The organism is Stenotrophomonas sp. 2201_Sma (assembly GCF_056486685.1).
Map to the genome: position 1 here is coordinate 2760895 of NZ_CM151329.1, position 19731 is coordinate 2780625.

The 19731-nt window shown below is 65.6% G+C and carries 20 protein-coding genes; 12 read left to right on the forward strand and 8 right to left on the reverse strand.

Going from position 1 to position 19731, the window contains the following annotated elements:
* Positions 1 to 83: 83 nt before the first annotated feature.
* On the reverse strand, positions 84 to 905 hold the full coding sequence (gene ppsR, locus ACZLIF_RS12815) for a posphoenolpyruvate synthetase regulatory kinase/phosphorylase PpsR (protein WP_053517875.1): 822 nt from the start codon (positions 903 to 905) through the stop codon (positions 84 to 86).
* Between the two features lie 145 nt (positions 906 to 1050).
* Here ppsR and ppsA point away from each other — a divergent pair, with 145 nt between their 5' ends.
* Together ppsA and ACZLIF_RS12825 are read left to right on the forward strand one after the other, a co-directional pair.
* A complete protein-coding gene (gene ppsA / locus ACZLIF_RS12820; RefSeq protein ID WP_128989224.1) occupies positions 1051 to 3429 on the forward strand; it encodes a phosphoenolpyruvate synthase in 2379 nt (792 codons plus the stop codon).
* A 156-nt stretch (positions 3430 to 3585) separates the two neighbouring features.
* Complete coding sequence (locus tag ACZLIF_RS12825; protein WP_128989226.1) at positions 3586 to 4479, forward strand: mechanosensitive ion channel family protein; 894 nt, start codon at positions 3586 to 3588, stop codon at positions 4477 to 4479.
* Between the two features lie 287 nt (positions 4480 to 4766).
* Here ACZLIF_RS12825 and ACZLIF_RS12830 read toward each other — a convergent pair whose 3' ends face one another.
* The 4 genes from ACZLIF_RS12830 to tadA form a co-directional block, all read right to left on the reverse strand.
* Positions 4767 to 5882, reverse strand: a complete 1116-nt coding sequence (locus ACZLIF_RS12830) for an alkene reductase (RefSeq protein WP_065182779.1) — start codon at positions 5880 to 5882, stop codon at positions 4767 to 4769.
* Between the two features lie 170 nt (positions 5883 to 6052).
* Positions 6053 to 6925 (reverse strand): EcsC family protein, encoded by an 873-nt coding sequence (locus tag ACZLIF_RS12835; RefSeq protein ID WP_053517871.1) that lies wholly within the window; start codon positions 6923 to 6925, stop codon positions 6053 to 6055.
* A 64-nt stretch (positions 6926 to 6989) separates the two neighbouring features.
* On the reverse strand, positions 6990 to 7562 hold the full coding sequence (gene orn / locus ACZLIF_RS12840) for an oligoribonuclease (RefSeq protein ID WP_053517870.1): 573 nt from the start codon (positions 7560 to 7562) through the stop codon (positions 6990 to 6992).
* A gap of 75 nt (positions 7563 to 7637) precedes the next feature.
* Positions 7638 to 8162, reverse strand: coding sequence for a tRNA adenosine(34) deaminase TadA (gene tadA / locus ACZLIF_RS12845; RefSeq protein ID WP_128989228.1), 525 nt, complete (start codon positions 8160 to 8162; stop codon positions 7638 to 7640).
* Between the two features lie 111 nt (positions 8163 to 8273).
* Between tadA and ACZLIF_RS12850 the strand changes: the two genes are divergently transcribed.
* Complete coding sequence (locus ACZLIF_RS12850; RefSeq protein WP_128989230.1) at positions 8274 to 8711, forward strand: acetyltransferase; 438 nt, start codon at positions 8274 to 8276, stop codon at positions 8709 to 8711.
* Positions 8712 to 8721: 10 nt separating this feature from the next.
* Here the strand turns inward: ACZLIF_RS12850 and ACZLIF_RS12855 are convergent, their stop codons facing one another.
* Positions 8722 to 9228 (reverse strand): GNAT family N-acetyltransferase, encoded by a 507-nt coding sequence (locus ACZLIF_RS12855; RefSeq protein WP_128989232.1) that lies wholly within the window; start codon positions 9226 to 9228, stop codon positions 8722 to 8724.
* 308 nt (positions 9229 to 9536) lie between these two features.
* Between ACZLIF_RS12855 and ACZLIF_RS12860 the strand changes: the two genes are divergently transcribed.
* The 7 genes from ACZLIF_RS12860 to ACZLIF_RS12890 all read left to right on the forward strand — a co-directional run bounded on the left by ACZLIF_RS12860 (position 9537) and on the right by ACZLIF_RS12890 (position 16111).
* Positions 9537 to 10748, forward strand: a complete 1212-nt coding sequence (locus ACZLIF_RS12860) for an MFS transporter (protein WP_053517900.1) — start codon at positions 9537 to 9539, stop codon at positions 10746 to 10748.
* Positions 10749 to 10887: 139 nt separating this feature from the next.
* The gene (locus ACZLIF_RS12865) at positions 10888 to 11157 is read left to right on the forward strand and encodes a hypothetical protein (protein WP_065176253.1); all 270 of its coding nucleotides are present in this window, start codon (positions 10888 to 10890) and stop codon (positions 11155 to 11157) included.
* Between the two features lie 129 nt (positions 11158 to 11286).
* On the forward strand, positions 11287 to 11541 hold the full coding sequence (locus tag ACZLIF_RS12870) for a hypothetical protein (RefSeq protein ID WP_053517864.1): 255 nt from the start codon (positions 11287 to 11289) through the stop codon (positions 11539 to 11541).
* Positions 11542 to 11647: 106 nt separating this feature from the next.
* A complete protein-coding gene (locus ACZLIF_RS12875; protein ID WP_053517863.1) occupies positions 11648 to 11887 on the forward strand; it encodes a hypothetical protein in 240 nt (79 codons plus the stop codon).
* A gap of 4 nt (positions 11888 to 11891) precedes the next feature.
* Positions 11892 to 12077: a hypothetical protein gene (locus ACZLIF_RS12880; protein ID WP_111187042.1), complete on the forward strand. Its 186-nt coding sequence runs from the start codon at positions 11892 to 11894 to the stop codon at positions 12075 to 12077.
* 89 nt (positions 12078 to 12166) lie between these two features.
* Complete coding sequence (locus ACZLIF_RS12885; RefSeq protein WP_128989234.1) at positions 12167 to 13870, forward strand: ATP-binding protein; 1704 nt, start codon at positions 12167 to 12169, stop codon at positions 13868 to 13870.
* A 102-nt stretch (positions 13871 to 13972) separates the two neighbouring features.
* Positions 13973 to 16111, forward strand: coding sequence for a TonB-dependent siderophore receptor (locus tag ACZLIF_RS12890; RefSeq protein WP_128989236.1), 2139 nt, complete (start codon positions 13973 to 13975; stop codon positions 16109 to 16111).
* A gap of 54 nt (positions 16112 to 16165) precedes the next feature.
* Here ACZLIF_RS12890 and ACZLIF_RS12895 read toward each other — a convergent pair whose 3' ends face one another.
* Positions 16166 to 16588, reverse strand: coding sequence for a hypothetical protein (locus ACZLIF_RS12895; protein ID WP_053517859.1), 423 nt, complete (start codon positions 16586 to 16588; stop codon positions 16166 to 16168).
* Positions 16585 to 17274 carry a hypothetical protein gene (locus ACZLIF_RS12900; protein ID WP_065183042.1) on the reverse strand — a complete coding sequence of 230 codons (690 nt, stop codon included), beginning with the start codon at positions 17272 to 17274 and terminating at the stop codon, positions 16585 to 16587. Before ACZLIF_RS12900 ends, ACZLIF_RS12895 begins: the two co-directional genes overlap by 4 nt.
* 268 nt (positions 17275 to 17542) lie before the next feature.
* Here ACZLIF_RS12900 and ACZLIF_RS12905 point away from each other — a divergent pair, with 268 nt between their 5' ends.
* Both ACZLIF_RS12905 and ACZLIF_RS12910 read left to right on the forward strand, forming a co-directional pair.
* The gene (locus ACZLIF_RS12905) at positions 17543 to 18163 is read left to right on the forward strand and encodes a hypothetical protein (protein ID WP_053517857.1); all 621 of its coding nucleotides are present in this window, start codon (positions 17543 to 17545) and stop codon (positions 18161 to 18163) included.
* A gap of 49 nt (positions 18164 to 18212) precedes the next feature.
* On the forward strand, positions 18213 to 19532 hold the full coding sequence (locus ACZLIF_RS12910; RefSeq protein ID WP_081284461.1) for a retropepsin-like aspartic protease: 1320 nt from the start codon (positions 18213 to 18215) through the stop codon (positions 19530 to 19532).
* The last annotated feature ends 199 nt before the right edge of the window (positions 19533 to 19731 follow it).

Here is a 19731-nt window from a genome sequence, read left to right on the forward strand (position 1 = left end):
CGGGTAGCGCCGGGCCATGCCCGGCGAGCACGCAGCGCAGCCATCAAGCGTGGCCCGGCATCGCCGGCGCCGCCGGGAGAGGATCAGTACATTTCGCGCTGCAGCCCCAGCGTGCCCAGCACCTTGCTGGAGATTTCCTCGATGGAGGTGTGCGTGGTGCTCAGGGTCGGAATCCTCTCCATGCGGAACATGGTCTCGGCCGCCGCCACTTCGCGCCGGCAGGTTTCCAGATTGGCGTAGCGCGAGTTCGGCCGGCGCTCCTGGCGGATCTGCTGCAGCCTGTCCGGGTCGATGGTCAGGCCGAACAGCTTGCGCCGGTAGTTGCGCAGCCGCGCCGGCAGGCGGTCGCTTTCCAGGTCTTCATCGGTCAGCGGGTAGTTGGCTGCGCGCACCCCGTAGTGCAGGGCCAGGTAGATGCAGGTCGGGGTCTTGCCGGCCCGCGACACCGCCACCAGGATCACGTCGGCATCGTCGTAGTTCACCGCGATGCCGTCGTCGTGGGTCAAGGCGAAGTTCATCGCATTGATACGGCGGTGGTAGGTGTCGAAATCGACCATGCCGTGGGCCTGGCCGACCCGGGCCAGGCGCGGGCTGGACAGTTCCCGCTCCAGCGGCTCGATGAACGGCGCGAACACGTCCAGCATCAGCGCCCCGCTGTCGGCCAGGATCAGGCTCAGGCTCTGGTCCACGCAGGAGTTCACCACGATCGGCCGGACCTGGTAGCGCTCCCCCGCCGCCTGGATCCGGGCACAGGCTTCACGGGCCTTTTCGGGGTCATCGACGAACGACATGCGATCGGTAATGAAGCTGAACCCGGAGAACTGGGTCAGCAGGCTATGTCCAATGGTTTCAGCGGTGATACCGGTTCCATCGGAAACATAGAACACCGGGCGGATGGTCGACATGCGCGCTTTTACCCCCTACGAAGCCTAAAAAGGCCGCCAGCACAAGCTTGTGCCGACGGTACTCTGCCCGGCATCATATCGGCTTCTTCCTACGGACGCGGCCATTACAGCCCGCCTCGGGCGATGGCCAAACGGAGCATCGCGCTTGAACGAGAACATCCTGTGGTTGCACGAACTGCGTCTGGCCGACCTGGCCCGCGTAGGCGGCAAGAATTCGTCGCTGGGCGAGATGATCGGCAATCTGGCCGGTCTGGGCGTGTCGGTGCCAGGCGGTTATGCCACCACCGCTGAAGCCTTCAAGGACTTCATCGCGCACAACGATCTGTCCAAGCGCATCTTCGACAAGCTGGCCACGCTGGACGTCGAGGACGTGACCGCGCTGACCGCGGCCGGCAAGGAAATCCGCGGCTGGGTCATCGACGCTCCGCTGCAGCCGCAGCTGGACCAGGACATCCGCGCCGCCTATGCGCAGCTGAGCAACGAGAACGGCGGCGGCGACGTGGCCGTGGCGGTGCGCTCTTCGGCGACCGCCGAAGACCTGCCGGATGCCTCGTTCGCCGGCCAGCAGGAAACCTTCCTCAACGTCACCGGTGCCGACGATGTCGTGCACAAGGTCAAGGAAGTGTTCGCTTCGCTGTACAACGACCGCGCCATCGCCTACCGCGTACACCACGGCTTCAAGCATGAGGACGTGTTCCTGTCCGCCGGCGTGCAGCTGATGGTGCGCTCGGGCGTGGGTTCCTCCGGCGTGCTGTTCACCCTGGATACCGAATCGGGCTTCCGCGACGTGGTGTTCGTCACCTCGTCCTTCGGCCTGGGCGAAATGGTCGTGCAGGGCGCGGTCAACCCGGACGAGTACTACGTCTACAAGCCCACCCTGCAGGCCGGCAAGCCGGCGATCCTGCGCCGCTCGCTCGGCAGCAAGGCGATCCGCATGGTGTACTCGGACGTTCCCGGCGAGCGCGTCAGGATCGAGGACACTCCGGCCGAACTGCGCAACACCTTCTCGATCAGCGACGAGGACGTGCAGGAACTGGCCAAGCAGGCGCTGGTGATCGAAAAGCACTACGGCCGCCCGATGGATATCGAGTGGGCCAAGGACGGTGTCAGCGGCAAGCTGTTCATCGTGCAGGCGCGCCCGGAGACGGTGAAGTCGCGCAGCCACGCCACCCAGATCGAGCGCTTCGCGCTGACCGAGAAGGGCGGTAACGTGTTGGCCGAAGGCCGTGCCGTGGGCGCCAAGATCGGTTCGGGCGTGGCCCGCGTGGTGAAGACGCTGGACGACATGAACCGCGTGCAGCCGGGCGACGTGCTGATTGCCGACATGACCGATCCCGATTGGGAACCGGTGATGAAGCGCGCTTCGGCCATCGTCACCAACCGCGGTGGCCGTACCTGCCACGCCGCGATCATCGCCCGCGAGCTGGGCGTACCGGCCGTGGTCGGCTCGGGCAACGCCACCAAGGTCATCGAAGACGGCCAGCTGGTCACCGTCAGCTGCGCTGAAGGCGATACCGGCTTCATCTACGAAGGCAAGCTCGGCTTTGAGCGCACCACCACCGATCTGGGCAACATGCCGCCGGCTCCTCTGAAGATCATGATGAACGTGGCCAACCCGGAACGTGCCTTCGACTTCGGCCAGCTGCCGAACGCCGGCATCGGCCTGGCGCGCCTGGAAATGATCATCGCCAGCCACATCGGCATCCATCCGAACGCGCTGCTGGAGTACGACCGCCAGGACGCGGCAACGAAGAAGAAGATCGACGAGAAGATCGCCGGCTATGGCGACCCGGTCAGCTTCTACGTGGACCGCCTGGCCGAGGGCATCGCCACCCTCACCGCGTCGGTCGCGCCGAACCCGGTGATCGTGCGCCTGTCGGACTTCAAGTCCAACGAGTACGCCAACCTGATCGGCGGCAGCAACTACGAGCCGCACGAAGAGAACCCGATGATCGGCTTCCGCGGCGCCAGCCGTTATGTCGATCCGAGCTTCTCGGCCGCCTTCGCGCTGGAGTGCAAGGCCGTGCTGCGCGTGCGCAACGAAATGGGCCTGGACAACCTGTGGGTCATGATTCCGTTCGTGCGCACCCTGGAAGAAGGCCGCAAGGTGGTGGAAGTCCTCGCCCAGAACGGCCTGAAGCAGGGCGAGAACGGCCTGAAGATCATCATGATGTGCGAAGTGCCGTCCAACGCGCTGCTCGCCGATGAGTTCCTGGAAATCTTCGACGGCTTCTCGATCGGCTCCAACGACCTGACCCAGCTCAGCCTGGGCCTGGACCGCGACTCGTCGATCGTCGCCCACCTGTTCGACGAACGTAACCCGGCCGTCAAGAAACTGCTGTCGATGGCGATCAAGTCGGCACGGGCCAAGGGCAAGTACGTCGGCATCTGTGGCCAAGGCCCGTCCGATCACCCGGACCTGGCCGAATGGCTGATGCAGGAAGGCATTGAATCGGTGTCGCTGAACCCGGACACCGTGGTCGATACCTGGCTGCGCCTGGCCAAGCTGAAGGCCAGCGCATGATGCGGTGAAGGCTGCAGGCTGACGTCGTTTTCATCGACGTCCGCCCATACTGCTGCTGCATGCAAGCCCCGCCTCTGCGGGGCTTGCTGTTTCTGGCGTGCGCGCACGCCCTGCCCTGCCCTGGGCAACTCCCTTTCGCAGCAGAGGACCACCCGCATGATCGCCGCCGCACCCGCTACGCCCGCCACGTCATCCTGGTTCCACACCTTGAACTGGGAGCGACTGCTGGAAACCTATGGCGTGCCACTGCTGGCCGCCATCGTGGTGCTGCTGGTCGGCCTGTGGGTGGCACGCCGCCTGTCCAACGCGATGCCGCGCGCGACCGCGCGCATGGGCGTGGACCCGATGCTGGGCAGTTTCCTGCGCAACGTGGTCTACGCCGCATCGCTGGTGATCGTGGTGGTGCTGGCCATCGGCACGCTGGGCGTGCAGATCACCCCGCTGCTGGCCGTGCTCGGTACCGCAGGCCTGGCCGTCGGCCTGGCGCTGAAGGATTCGCTGTCCAACATCGCTTCAGGCGTGATGCTGGTGACCCTGCGCCCGTTCCGCGTGGGCGATGTGGTGACGGTCGCCGGCCAGACCGGCACGGTACGCGAAGTGCGCATTTTCCAGACCGTCATCACCGGCGCTGACAACCAGCACACCACCATTCCGAACACCCTGATCACCGCGGCGCCGATCATCAACCTCACGGCCGAACCGACCCGTCGCGTCGAGTTGGTGGTCGGCATCGGCTACGACGACGACATCCAGCTGGCGCGCGATACCGCCCTCGCGCTGATGAAGGCCGACCCGCGCGTACTTCAGACGCCGGTGCCGGACGTGGTGGTCTACGAGCTGGGCGCGCACGCGATCAATCTGGGCATCCGCTGCTATGTGAAGTCGGCCGACTGGTTCGGCACGAAGGTGACGCTGCTCGAGCAGATCAAGCTGGGCTACGACAAGGCTGGTATCAACATTCCTTACCCGCAGCAGGACATGCATCTGTACCTGCACGGCAAGGACGGTGGCGTGGTCGAGGTCGACGCGCTGGTGCGCGACACGCCCTGACCGCCGCGCCTCATCCCGCGCTGCGCGCTCGCCGGGCATGGCCCGGCGCTACCTGCTACCGGTCTGCACGGGTAGCGCCGGGCCATGCCCGGCGGATGCGGAATCACCCGGCGACGCTCTCTTCCAGCGTCGGATAATCGGTGAAGCCCATCGCCCCGCCTCCGAAGAACGTCGCGCGATGTGGCACGGTCGTGGTCCCGCGCTGCGCGCTCGCCGGGCATGGCCCGGCGCTACCTGCTCAACCGGCCGGCACGGGTAACGCCGGGCCATGCCCGGCGGATGCGGAATCAGGCAGCGACGCTCTTTTCCAGCGTCGGGTAATCGGTGAAGCCCACCGCCCCGCCTCCGAAGAACGTCGCGCGGTCCGGCAGGTTCAGTTCCGAACCTTGGCGCAGCCGCTCCGGCAGGTCCGGGTTGGCGATGAACGGCCGGCCGAAGCCGATCAGGTCAGCCCAGCCTTCGGCCAGTGCCTGCTCGGCGCGCTCGGCGGTGTACTTGCCGGCGTAGATCAGTGTTCCCGGATAGACCATGCGCAGCGCCTGCTTGAATGCCAGCGGCATCGGTGGTGCGTCGTCCCAGTCGGCTTCGGCGATGTGCAGGTAGCCCACGCCCAGCCCACCCAGCAGATGCGCGGCCGCCAGATAGGTGGCCTGCGGCGTATCGTCCACCGCCCCCTGCAGCGTGGTCAGCGGCGCCAGGCGCACCCCCACCCGGTCGCCACCCGCCACCTCAACCACCGCCCGCGTCACCTCACGCAGGAAGCGCAGCCGGTTCTGCAGCGCGCCACCATAGCCATCGGTGCGCTGGTTGGCCTGCGAATCGATGAACTGGTTGATGAGATAGCCATTGGCCCCATGCAGCTCGACCCCGTCGAAGCCCGCCGCCAGTGCATTGCGTGCCGCCTGCGCGTAGTCCTCGACGATGCCAGGAATCTCGTCCTCGCGCAGGGCGCGCGGCATCGAGTGCTGGATCATCTCGCCGACGCCGGCCTCCGGGCCGGCACCGGTCGGGTCAACGAACACCTTCACGCCTTCGGCCAGCAGTGCCGACGACGACACCGGCGCCTCACCGTTCGGCTGCAGGGCAACATGCGAAACACGCCCCACGTGCCACAGCTGCGCATAGATGCGCCCGCCGGCCGCGTGCACCGCATCGGTGACCTGGCGCCACCCCTGTACCTGTTGCGGACTGTGGATGCCCGGGGTCCAGGCATAGCCCTGGCCCTGCGGGCTGATCTGGGTGCCTTCGCTGATGATCAGGCCGGCGCCGGCACGTTGCGCGTAGTACGCCGCCATTTCGGCGGTGGCAACATTGCCGTGGGCCGCACGCGAACGGGTCATCGGCGGCATCACGATGCGGTTGGGCAGGGTCAGTGCGCCCAGGCGGTGGGGAGTGAACAGCATGTCGGCCATCTCTTGCGGGGGAGTGCCGCAAAGAATGGGGATGGCGCCCGCCGGGCAACAGGCATGGACTGGCAAAACAGTTGTTCCGCCGGGGCAATGATAGGCTCGCCCGCGGTCTCGCCCGGGGTCAGATCCCTTTGCACGGCAAAGGGATCTGACCCCGACACCGGTTACAGCGTCGGCTCGATCAGGGCGCCGCCATGCGCCACGCGGTCATAGCAGGTGCGCACTACATCCTCACCGTACTTGCGCTCCAGCCGGCGCACGATGAAGTGACCGCGTGCCATGTCCTGGTAGTAGTCGGTGAACATGGTGTTGAGCGTGGCGCCGGCGGCAGCACCCACGATGGGGACCGCCTGCGCGGCGAACTTCTCGGTCACCACCACACCGAAACGCGCGGCGACCTTCTCCACCAGCTTGGCCAACAGCTTGCCGGCCTCCTTCGGGGCCACGCCCAGGGTGAGGTCGCGGCCGGTCACCACGCGGCCGGCCAGCTCGGCCGACAGGTGGCGCATCACATCGGTGGTGAAGCCGCGGGCCAGGTAGTAGCCCGTCTCGCTGGCGTCGTCGCGCGGCGAATTGCCGCCCAGCGCGAACACTTCCAGACAGGCCTGGCGTGTGCTGAACTCGGACAGGTCGAAGCCTTCGCTGCGCGCCACATCGGCCACGGCGCGCATCATGATGGTGGTCGACACCGGCAGTTCGATGAACAACGCGGCAAAACCGAAGGCACCGCCGACCGCGCCGGACGTTGCGGCAGCCACCTTGTGCCAGCGGGTGGATGCGCCCTTGCCGGGTGAATTGTCCATGCTCCACAGCGCAGCCTGCGCGGATTTCGACAGCGCCGCCTGCACCGCGCCGTGGATGCGGCTGGACACCGACGTCGGCAGGGCCTTCACTGCGAACTCCAGCGGCGTGCCGACCAGGTTGGCCATGCGCGCAGTCAGGGTCGGCGCCTCCAGCAGTGCCACCGCCCGCTGCAGGTCGGACCAGTCGCGGGCGTCGTGAGCGATATCGCGCGGCAGCAGGATCGGCTCGTTCATGGGCCGATAGTAGCGCCACGCGGTTGAACGATGGGTAGCGCCGGGCCATGCCCGGCGTCGTCGTTCAGGCAGTCGGCAACCCTGAAAGCGCGCCCATGAACCGGCGATAGTGGCGCAGCTCGTTGATCGAATCATGCACGTCGCTGAGTGCGGTGTGGCTGCTGTTCTTGCCGACGCCAGCGGCCACGCCCGGCGCCCAGCGCCTGGCCAGTTCCTTCACCGTGGACACATCCAGGTTGCGGTAGTGGAAGTACTTCTCCAGGCGCGGCATCTGCCGGTGCAGGAAGCGGCGATCCTGGCAGATCGAATTGCCGCACATCGGCGACAGGCCGGCCGGAATCCACTCCGCCAGGAAATTCACCGTCTGCGCCTCGGCCTGGGCAAGGGTCACGCTGCTGTCCAGAACGCGCTGCCACAGGCCGGAACGACGATGCTGGTTGCGGTTCCACTCGTCCATCGCCTCCAGCGTCTCCAGCGGATGATGGATGGCGAATTCCGGTCCTTCGGCCAGCACGTTGAGCTGGGCATCGGTCACTACGGTGGCGATCTCGATGATCGAATCGTTGTCGGTATCCAACCCGGTCATTTCCAGGTCGATCCAGATCAATCGCTCGTTGGCCGCGCCGTTCTCCACCATCGTGTCGTCTCGCTGCAGGGCTGGCCCGCGGGCCGCCGGGAAAGGAAAGGGGCGCCCATCATACCCTTTCGCTGCTCATCCCTCGTCCGCCGGGCCTTCCAGCAGCAGGGGCGGCTTGCCGCGCTTGGCGCGGAAGTAGTTGGTCAGGCGCGTGCTCGCCTCCTTGGCCAGCACCCCGCCGTGGATCTCCACGCGGTGGTTGTGGCGCGCGTCGCCCAGCAGGTCGAACACGCTGCCACAGGCACCGGTCTTCGGGTCGCTGGCACCGTAGACCAGCCGCGACACACGCGCATGCACGATCGCCATCGCGCACATCGCGCAGGGCTCCAGCGTCACGTACAGCGTGCTGCCCAGCAGCCGATGGTTGGCCAGCGCCTTGCCGCCGGCACGCATCGCAACGATCTCGGCGTGCGCGCTGGGGTCGTGCGAAGCGATATTGAGGTTCCAGCCCTCACCCAGCAGCTGGCCGTCGGCACCGACCAGCACCGCACCGACCGGGATCTCGTCGAACTCATGTTGCGCGCGTTCGGCCAGCGCCAGCGCATGGCGCATCCACTGTTCGTCGGCGTCGTGCACCGGTACACCCGGAGCGTCGGTCATGGCGGTTTCCGTGAGGCGGCGGAGCTCAGGCGCACAGTGTAACGCCGGGCTGCGCAGCGGATGCCAGAATGACGTCATACTGTGCTGCCTGCCCGCTTCACGTTCCCGCCCATGACCACCCTGCGCCCCTCGCGCGCCGATGACGGTGCCGCACTTGTCGATCTGTGGCGCCGCGCCGTCGACGCCACCCACGACTTCCTAAGCCCTGAAGACCGCCTGGCCATCGATGCCGAAGTGGCTGGTTTCCTGCCCCAGGCGCCGGCCACCGTGGCCGTGGATGCAGATGATCGTCCTCTGGGCTTCATGTTGATCGACGGGACGCATCTGGAAGCCTTGTTCATCGACCCGGACGTGCGCGGCACCGGCATCGGCCGTCGGCTGCTGCAGCACGCACTGGCCCTGCACCCGCAGCTGAGCACCGACGTCAATGCGCAGAATGCGCAGGCAGTGGGGTTCTACCTGCGCATGGGCTTCATGGAAACCGGCCGCTCGGCGCTGGATTCGCAGGGCCGTCCGTATCCGCTGATCCATCTTCGGCACGCGGGCTGAACGCCCGCGATCAGTTGGTCGCTTCGAACGCCTGGGAGTAGCGCACCTCTCCCTGCGCCAGTGGCGGCTGCAGGCACAGCGCCTGGAAGTACTCGGCAGGAACGTTCGGCAGCACCAGCCCCGGCTCGGCGCGGAAGCCGAAACGACCGTAGTACGCCGGCTCGCCCAGCAACACGCAGCCTCGCGCATGCTGCTGGCGAAGGGCCTCGATGGCCGCGCGCATCAATGCGGCACCGATGCCCTGCCCCTGTCGCTCCGGCAGCACCGAGATCGGGCCCAGGCCGTACCAGCCGCTGCTGCCGTCGCTGACGGACACCGGCGAAACAGCGACGTGGCCGATGACTTCTCCGGCCACGTCGGCCACCAGCGAGATGCTCAGTTCGCCGCGCTCGCGCAGCGCATCAACGATGTACTGCTCGGTGTGACTGCTGTGTCCGGCCGTGGCGAAAGCGGCAGTGGTCACGGCATGGATGGCGGCGATGTCGGCCGGCGTTTCAGTACGGATGGAAAATGTCATGGAGCACCTTGAGCTGGGTCACGTACCGGCCCGGAGGCCGCCGCGACAGGGAACGAAAGGGTGTATCGACCGTGCATCCGCGATTGTCCAACTGCGGAGGTGTCGCGGGAAACGGCGCTGCAGCTGCTTTGGGCGAGCACATGCCGTGTGCTCTGCTCCGCTATGGAGATATTCATGGAAATGGAGATTCCGTCGACATGCGCTGCGCAGCACTACCAGTGGCCAAACGCTGATTCTCGGCGGCGGGCGATGCCCCTGCTGCGGTGCAGCAGTACAATAGGCCGCTCCCCCGCCCCCTGCGCCCCCGCATGAGCCCCAATTCCTCCCTGGCCGCGCAGCTGACGCCCCGCCAGCGCACCCTGATCATCCTCGCCCTGTCGCTCGGCGGCTTTGCCATCGGTACCAGCGAGTTCGCCAGCATGGGCCTGATGCTGGAAATCAGTCGTGGCCTGTCGATCACCGAAACACAGGTCGGCCATCTCATCAGCGCCTACGCCATCGGCGTGGTGGTCGGTGCACCGGTCCTGGCGTTCGTCGGCGCCAGCTTCCCACGCCGTCGCCTGCTGCTGGCGCTGATGGGCTTCTATGCAGTGGGCAATCTGGCCAGCGCGCTGGCACCGAACTACGCCACCATGCTCATCGCGCGCTTCGTCGCGGGTCTTCCGCATGGCGCTTACTTTGGCGTGGCGATGCTGGTAGCGGCGGCGATCAGCCCGGCCGGCCAGCGCGGCCAGGCGATGTCGCGCGTGCTGCTCGGCCTGTCCATCGCCATCCTGATCGGCAACCCGCTCACCACCTGGCTGGGCCAGCAACTGAGCTGGCGTACGGCGTTTGCGCTGGTCACCCTGCTGGCCATTGCCACCGTTGCGATGATCGCGCGCTTCCTGCTGCCCGACCCGGAGGAGGTGCGCACCTCGCCGATGCGCGAGCTGCGCGCCTTCAACACCACGCAGGTATGGCTGGCACTGGCCATCGGTGCGGTCGGATTCGCCGGCATGTTCTGTGTGTTCACCTATCTTGCGCCGACCCTGGTGCAGGTGACCGGGGTTGCCGAATCGTGGATGCCGCTCGCCGTGGGTGTGTTCGGCATCGGCGCCATCATCGGCAACATCGCCGGCGGCTGGCTGGTGGACAGATTCCACTTCAAGGCCGCCGCGCTGGTACTGGCGTGGTCGATCGTGATGCTGCTGCTGTATCCGCTGGCTGCGCAGTCGGTGTGGACCATCGGCCCGATGATCATCACCGTGGGCACCATGGGTGCGCTCGCCGCCGTGCTGCAGACCCGCCTGATGGATGTGGCGGGAGAAGCGCAGACGCTGGCTGCGGCCTCCAACCATGCCGCGTTCAACACCGCCAACGCGCTGGGGCCGTGGCTGGGTGGCATGGCCATCAGCGCCGGCTTCAGTCCCGCCACCACCGGCTATGTCGGCGCAGCCACGGCCTTCGGTGGCTTGCTGCTGTGGTGCGTAGCGGTGATGCTGGAAAAGAACCGCGCACGCACGGTCGCCCGCAGTCACTGACACTGCTGTCCTGCGGCCGTCCCGCAGCGCCGCACGCGGCAGGCAGGCCTGCGGCGGCCGCCGACGGGACTACACATGGCGTGGATATCCGTTCGGGCAGACTTCGATCAACACCCCCTGGTCGATCGTCCGGACCGCAATGCCTCCCCGCCGTGCCCCTGCCCACCATGACGCGGTCGCCCTGCAGGCCGGCGTGCTGGGCAGTGTGCTGGGTATCGCGCTGTTCAAGGCGTCCGCCCTGTCAGCCATTGCTGCAGGGTCACTGATGACCATCGGCCTGTGGCTGCTCACCTGCGTCCTGCTGGCGGCCTGGGCCCTGGCCGCCTGCCTGGCCTGCCTGGCCTTGAGCCGACGGGTCTTCATGCTGATGCTGGCGCTGTCCGCACTGTTCATGATCTGCGTCGCGTAGACCGCAGGCGCCACAATCGCACAGTATCGTCACACTTGTTACTGAATAACAAGTGCAGGCAGACCGATTGCGTCGGCACGGGGTCACATTATTGAATCAGGGCACCCCCACTTTCCCAGGATGCCGTCCATGCCTACCTGCTTCGCCCCCGCCGCGCTCCGCGCCTCGGTCTATGCCGTCATGCTTGCCTCGCTCGCTGCCTGCGCCACCTATGACGACACGGCCATGCATTCGGGCTGCCAGGAATCACCGCACCTGAAGGACCTGCCGCCGCAGGTCGCCGCACGCGAAAGCCGCTGCAACAAGAGTCTTGAAGTCTGGTCCAGCGAGCGCAAGGGCGATGACAAGCCACTGGATCTGAGCGGCAAGAAGAAGGAGCTTTGAAGAAAGCTCTGACGGCGGGGTGTCTTGATGCGGCCGATGCACACAGCTGACTGCGCCGTCACGGGTGGCAGGCGAGGATGCGGACGTGTACTACTCGCGAGCGGTTATGTCCCACCCTGTCATCCGCGCTTTCGAAGCCGTCTTCAACCTGTCCGGTGGCGTTGAACGCATCACCGCGCTCACCGTCACCTGCCACCATTGCGCGGAGACCACCTCCGCCAGTGAGGACACATTGCTGCAGCTGCCAGGCGGTGCCCTGTTCCGCTGCGAGCGTTGCGGCTGCCACCAGCCGATCAGCCATGCGCGTGTTTCGGAGTGGCAGCTCCCGTCGCTGCTGGGGGTATGAGGCGATGGAGCTGACCGCAGCGCAGATCAGGATCCTGCAGGACATCGCCGACGCGCAGCCGGTGCGCGGTGACGCTGCGACCTGGGCAGTGAATGCGGGCTTTGCGGTGCAGGCCGAGGATGCGGACATCGACCTGACGCCGGCAGGCCGGCACGCCCTGGCCGGGCAACCAGGCCAGGAGCCAGGCTAGCCGCTGCGGTTGCCCCGACCCATTGGCGATGTGCAGGCCCTGCTGACATCGGTTCGGCTATGCTGCCGCACCTTCCCGCGCCGACGGCCATGCATCCTTTCCCCCTTCCCGTCTCCGCACCCGACCAGCTTGCCTATCGCCTGCTGCAGGACAGCGACTGGGCACGCTCGCCGGCGGCGGCACAGGCGCCCTGCGAGCTGCGCACGCTGCTTGCGATGATCCTCGACTCTCCGGAACCTCTGTGGATCGCCTGGGGCCAGAGCGAAAAGGCATTCTTCTTCAACGATGCCTACCTGCCGATGCTGGGTGACAAGCTGCACGGCGCCATGGGCAACCGCCTGGACGTGGTGTGGTCTGACGTCTGGGCCGATGTGGAGCATGCCATCGATGCGGCGTTCGCGGGCCGCAGCCGCAGCTTCAAGAACCTGCCGCTGATGATGGACCGCGACGGCACGCTGCGCGAGACCTTCTGGACCTTCTCCTATTCGCCTCTGCGCGATGCCAGCGGTACCGTCGCCGGGATCATCTGCGTGGTCAGCGAGCAGACCGAACGCGTGATCGAGCGCGACCTGCACAGCCGCCAGGTGGCCGCGATCACCGAACAGGCGCGCGAGGCGCACCTGGAACTGGTGCGGGCCCGTGAGCAGCTCAGGCAGTCGCAGAAGCTGGAAGCCATCGGCCAGCTCACCGGAGGCGTCGCACACGACTTCAACAACCTGCTGCAGGTCATCACCGGCTCGGTGGACATGCTGCTGCATACCTGGCCAGCGGAAGATCCGCGACGCCGCTACGTGCAGGCGATCGGCAACGCGTCGGACCGCGCCACACGGCTGACGGCGCAGCTGCTGGCCTTCTCGCGCCGGCAGAGCCTGTCACCGGAGGTCTTCGACCTGTGCGAGAGCGTGCAGGCCCTGTCGGACATCATCACTACGGTACTGGGGGCACGCATCCAGGTGTCGGTCAACCTGCCTGATCGCCCGCTACCGGTGCTGCTGGACCGCACCCAGCTGGACACCGCGCTGATCAACATCGCCGTCAACGCGCGCGATGCGATCGACGGCCACGGCACGGTCACCATCGACGTCGAGCAGGTTACAGCGGTGCCTTCGGTCCGCTTCGCGGCACCGCTGAAAGGTGACTTCGCCGCCATCAGCGTGACCGATACGGGCACTGGCATCGACCCGGGCGTGGTGGATCGCATCTTCGAACCCTTCTTCACCACCAAAGGTATTGGTGCCGGCACCGGCCTGGGCCTCAGCCAGGTATTCGGTTTCGTCAAGCAGTCCGAAGGCGAGGTGGACGTGAAGAGCGAGGCTGGCGTCGGTACCCGGTTCACGCTGTATCTGCCGCTCACCGGTTCCAGCGAGACGGTGGTGCGGCCGGCGGCACAGCCGGGCCTGCTGCACGGGCACGGGCTGTGCGTGCTGGTGGTGGAGGACAACGTGGATGTGGCCGAGTTCGCGGTCGGAGCCCTGCGCGAACTCGACTATGAGGTGGTACTGGCCCGCAACGCCAATGAGGCACTTGCCGAACTGGAACAGGACGCCACGCGGTTCCATGTGATGTTCAGCGACGTGGTGATGCCCGGCACCAACGGCCTGGAACTGGCCCGGCACGTGCGCGATCGCTTTCCGGATCTGCCCATCATCCTGACCAGCGGCTACAGCGAGCTGCTGGCACGCGACCCCGGCCACGGCTTCACCCTGCTGCGCAAGCCCTACTCGCTCAAGCAGCTCGCCGTCGTGATGACCGAGGCCGCAGGTCAAAGGGACGTAGCGGCGGTGCGGGCGTAACGCTCTCCGCACGGGCCCCGATGTCCATCGCGCCATCAGGGAATAGGCACAGCATCACTGCAAATGCTAATCTTTCTCATTTGCAGTTGCCAATCCCCTCCCATGACCCTATTCCCGCTCCGCCGCCGCGCGCTGTGCGCGGCCCTCGCCCTGCCCCTGGCACCCCTGGCACAGGCGACCCCACCCACCACCGCGACCACCCAGCTCGACAAGGTCGAAGTGCGTGGCCGTGCTCAGACGCTGTACCGGGTTGACGACGCCGCGGTTGGCACCCGCACCGATACCCCGCTGGAGCTGGTGCCGCAATCGGTGCAGGTGGTGCCGCGCGAGTTGATCGACGACCAGGCTGCGCGCCAGGTGACCGACCTGTACCGCAGCATCAGCGGCATCAGCTTCTTCAGCTATGCGGGCGTGACCCTGCGTGGCTTCCGGCAGGAAAACGTGCTCTATGACGGCCTGCGCGGCGACCCGTATGCGGGCTTCGCGGTGCCCCAGCTGTTCAACATCGAGCGGGTGGAGGTGCTGAAGGGTCCGGCCGGCGCACTGTATGGCGGTGGTGATGCCGGCGGCGTCATCAATTATGTGACCCGCAAACCGCAGGCCACGGCTGAGCGCCGCATCGAAGTCCAGCTGGGCAACGAGGATTTCCGCGCCGGCTCGGTCGAGGCCACCGGCCCCCTGGATGCGGCCGGCCACGTGCGCTACCGCGCCGGTCTGTACGGCGACACCGAGCAGGGCGTGCGCTGGAACACCGACAGCGAAAGCGTGATCGGCGATGCATCGTTGGCCTTCGATGTGGGCGATACCGGCGAGCTGACCCTGCAGTTCACCGACATCACCCAGAACCTGGGCGGCAACCGCCTGCGGGGTGTACCGGTGAATGACGCAGGTACGTTCCTGACCGATCGCCGCTGGAACCACAACGAGGCCAGCGACTTCCTCGACATGCGCGCGAAGGTCGCCCTGGCGCAGTATCGCTTCGCGCCGGCCTCGAATGTGGATGTGGATTTCGCCGCGCGCTGGTTCACCAACAACGAGCACCAGATGTATCACGAGCCGATGGGGTTGATCGACCGCGATCGCGATGGCGTGGCCGAGTGGATGACGCGCCAGCTGCGCAACCAGATCCGCGACAACGAGGCGTTTACTGTCAACGGCAATGCCGTGTGGCGGGTCAGTACCGGCCGCATCGAGCATAAAGTGCTGTTCGGCGCTGACGTGTACCAGCTCGATGCCGACTTCACCGCGCAGACCGCCAACAGTGCCGACCTCGCGCGCGGTGCGGGACCGGTGCGTGGCATCGACCTGTTCAATCCAGTGTATGGCGCCAGCACCTGGCACGACTACGCTCTGACTACCCTGCCCTGGCGCAGCACCTCCACGCGCAGCACCCGCTACGGCGGCTACCTGCAGGACGAACTTGCGCTGGGCACGCGCTGGCATGTGCTGGCCGGCCTGCGCTGGGATGGCTTCAAGGACGAGGATCGCCTCGGCGGCAGCAGCGTGGATGGGCACGACCTCAGCTGGCGGCTGGGCAGCACTTTCACCGTGCGCGAGGGGCTGAACCTGTATGCGAACGTGGCCAGCGGATTCGTGCCACAGAGCGCGGCCAACCAGGACCGTGCTGCCGGCGGCCCGTTCGACGCTGAACGCAGCAAACAGTGGGAGATAGGCATGAAGTCGCTGCTGGCCGAGCGTGTCACCCTGAACATGGCGGCCTACCGCATCGACCGCAGCAACATCGTGCAGGCCACCGGCGAAGTGATCGCAGGCGTGAACCAGCTCGCCGCGCTGGGCCTGGTGCGCAGCACCGGCATGGAACTCGATCTGCTGGCCGATGTGACCGATCGCTGGGTGGTGAACCTCACCTACGCGTACAACGACGCACGGGTGAAGGATGCTGGCCCGAACGGCATCACCAATGCCTCCGGAGACCGCTTCGCCAATGCACCGCGCAACACGCTCGGCCTGTGGACGCGTTACGACCTGCCTGCGCTGAACTCGGCCATTGGTTTCGGTGCCGACCATGTCGGCGAGCGCATCAGCCTGGACGGGCAGAGCGTGAAGGCCTACACCGTGTTCGACATGAGCTGGAAGACGACGTGGAAGCAGTGGCAGTTCCAGGCCAACGTCAAGAACCTGTTCGACAAGGTGTATGCGGCCAGCGGCTTCATCGCGCGCAACGGGCACTTCCCCGGGGAACCGCGCCGGGTGTACGTGCAGGCGGCCTACCGCTTCTGACGGGCGGTCGTGCTGCCGGCCCCGCGCAGGGGCCGGCAGCCTGCAGCACCTGCGTTACCGGGCGGGTGCCGCCGGCACCAGCACGCCATCCTTGAACGAAAGCGGGATGGTCACCGCCCCCTGCGGCGATGACAGCTGAAGGGTCAGCGACTGGCGGGCCGACGTGCAGGACGAGGCGATGCCCTGGAACCAGGAGCGCTCCGGTACCTGTGCATTGATGGCCTGCAGCTGCGCGGCAGGAACCGCGACGCCATCCACCTTCAGGCCAGTCAACCTGACCGGACCCGGCGATTCCACCACGAGCTCGAACACGCGGCTGCCACAACTCATCTGGTGCTGCGAGGTGTAGCGGTTCGCAGGCAGCCCATCTTCGCTGCGCAGCACCGCCAGCCCTGGCGAATCGGCACGCGCCACCGGCGCACAGGCTGCTGCGCCCACCGCCAGAACGGCCACCGCCCATGCGGCCTCTATCTTCATAGCGTCGTACCCAGCGTTTCCGCATCGCGGTCGTTGAAATCATACTCACGGGTCACACCATCGGGCCCGATGATGTAGTAGCGGAACTCTTCGGCATTCATGCCGTTGTCGCGCAGCAGATCGGCCACACCCCAGTCCCCGCCCTCATAGGCCACGCCGCCAACGGTGCGGTTGTCGGACGGGTACTTGTTGACCTCATGCGTCTCCGACGGGAAGACCCCGGCCGGATGGGAATGGATGATGCCCACCACCTGGCCCGGCGAGATGCCCCACTCCAGCAGCGGATAGCTGATGGCCCCGGGATTGCTGGCATCACCGCGCGCCAGTGGGCTGGTCTTGATTTCACCGGTCACTGCGTCGCGGTAGATCACCGTGCCCAGCTCCTGGCTCTGATAACCCGGATCGGCCTTGATCAGTGCCTCCACCTCACGCGCGATGGTGTCAGCCTGTCCATCGACCTGCTCATACGCGCTCGGCGGCGCTTCGCCACCGCCACCGCCGCCACCACCGCCGCCATCGCCCGGGTCCCACGGATCGGTCCAGTCTGGCGGATCGATATCCGGCCAGCCGCCGTCATCGGGCGGCAACGCATCCACCGGAGGCAGATCGGTGGTGTCCATCTGCGCACCGCCAGAAACCAGCGCGAGCTCTTCCAACGACAGCTCGCGAATTCCATTTTCCTGCATGCGTGCAACTCCTTGCTTCGAGCGTGAGGTGTGGTGTTTAGCGCAGCAACTGCGTGAAGGTCAAATAGCACATTCGCATTACTTCAAGATGAAGAATCGTCGTGGCGCAAGTGCGATGCGCGTTCATTTTTGTCGTCTATCACCCTTCCGTCCAAATCAGACTTTTCTGACAGAGCACTGTCCACTTCGTGTGATAAATGTCCGAGGGCCGCATGAAGGCGGCAACGACGCATCCGTAATCTGCATCGGACAAACAAGGAGTTGTGAGATGTCTGCAAGTGGAGTTCGTGATCTCTCCCCCGAAGAACGTGCACTGGTCTCCGGTGGCGCGCAGGTGGACACCACCGATCTGCCGCCGGTCGATGTGACCCCACCGGACGACTGGGGTCCCAACCCGGATCCGCCGGACTGGCCCGATCCGTGGGATCCGGGAGATGGCGGCGGCGGCGGTGGCGGTGGCGGCGGTGATGGAGGTGGTGGCGACGGCGGTGGTGACGGCGATGGACAGCCAGACTTCACCTTCATCGATGTCAAGCCTTTTGAAAGCAAGCTGACCTACACGCCGGGCGAGAATGGCGAGCCGGGCTTCAACAAAGCGGTGTTGACCTACCCGATTCCCAATGAATTCGGCCAGTGGACGGTCAGCACCGAGCTGAAGTTCAACACCGACGGCACCTTCAAGGACGGCAAGGGCACATTGGATTTCGTCGGCAACGATGGCAGTCTTCTCAAGTGGCAGCTGAACGAAGGTTCCTGGACCTCCACCGTCAATGGTGGTTACTACTGGGATATCGGCGCAGGCTTCGGCTTTCAGATCAACCTGATCTACAACTCAGCGGACAACGACATAAAGGGCGAAGCCCAGTTCCTCTACAACAAGAGTCCTTGATCCCTCTTGGGATGCCGCGTTCGCGGACGCGGCATCCATCTGGAGTCCCATGCGTCCCCTTTTACTTGCATTGCTGCTCGTTTCATCCTGTGCTGGTGCCGCTGAGACAACCCGCGTCACGCAGATATTCAACGACCCCACGCCGGTCAGCCAAGCGCTGGCTCAAGGTGATGTCGCTGCACTACGGCAGCTGCAGGTCAATGCAACCAATACCGTCGTAAAGAAGATGGCCAGGGCCGCCGAACGCCGCGTTCTGCTGGACGTTCCTGGAGCCCGCGAAGCGTCAGATGAATGTATCCAGATGGCGCAGCAGACTACGCATCTGGCCGGGCTGACTGTCTGCGGAGCACTGCGAGCTGGCGTCGAGGTGGTAGCGGGTGACCTGCCTGCATGGGCACGCCTGTCGATGCAGGCGCGGGAGCGCGTTCGGGCCGCTGCGGAGAAGCGGGGCAAAACATTGGGAAACGTCGATGTATTCACCCGCATTCCAGACTACGCCGCGATGGCCGGTCGGCCCGCTCCCAAAGTCGATTCATCTGGCAAAGGACGCATCGCCATGCACACAGGAACGGTTACGGTAGCGTCCAGCCAGGATCATGACGGCGGCCGTGTCGCTTATCCCAACATGGCGCAACTGCAGATTGACGGTAAGACTGTTGAGGTCTTGGTCGACACAGGCTCGGCACTGACCATAGTGCATCCCGCGGCGATAACTGCGCCCCCGCTCATGGAGGGATTCACGCTTTCCGGCGTGCTGGGCGACTCACAACAGCGCAGCAGGATCGCCCAGCCACAGACCCTCCAGTTTGGTCCCTTGATCATCTCGCAGCCATTGGTATCCGTCAGCGAACGCATTCCTGCGAACCTTCTTGGCCTCGATGTTCTATCTCGTCTCGGCCGAGTCCTGATCGGCAAGGATGGCCTGCAGGTGCTCGCGGAGGGATCTGCCGCTCCGGCCTGCGACGCCCCGATGTTCTCGGCGGCAGACCTGAGCGGTACGCAGACCGTCCCAAGGTTGTTCATTACTGTTGACGGCAAGCGCCAGGAAGCAATGCTGGATACTGGTAACAGTGGCGAGTTGATGGAAGCCCTGCCAATCGGTGTGGCTCTGCCACCAGGTTCAGTTCAACACAGTGTTGTTCAAGGCGTACAAGGACAGCAGCGAAGAGCATCGGTCGCGCGCGAAGCCGTTGTGCAGACCTTGGACGGCTCTGCAGAATTGCAGATCAGCACATCCACTGGAAACCATCCAAGCAAGACGCGCTATGTGCTGGGCGGCGGCAGCCTGCGCAAGGTCTCCATCTATCTGGATTTCATCACAAACAAGGCCTGCCTGATGTCTTCGGGGTCCACCCAGTCGGCACAGTGATATCGCATCCTGTTTGAATCTCCGCATCAGCACAGCCACTCAGGCCAAATGGAATCGGCCGGCTGATGATGAGGAGCCTGATACGGTCAATTGAAAGGGTCTGCTGCAGTGCAGAGCAAACTACTCGTATTCGTGGCTGTCGTTGCAATGGCATCCTGCAGCAGCCATGGCGACGCCTATCTGGCGCAGGGGGCTCGTG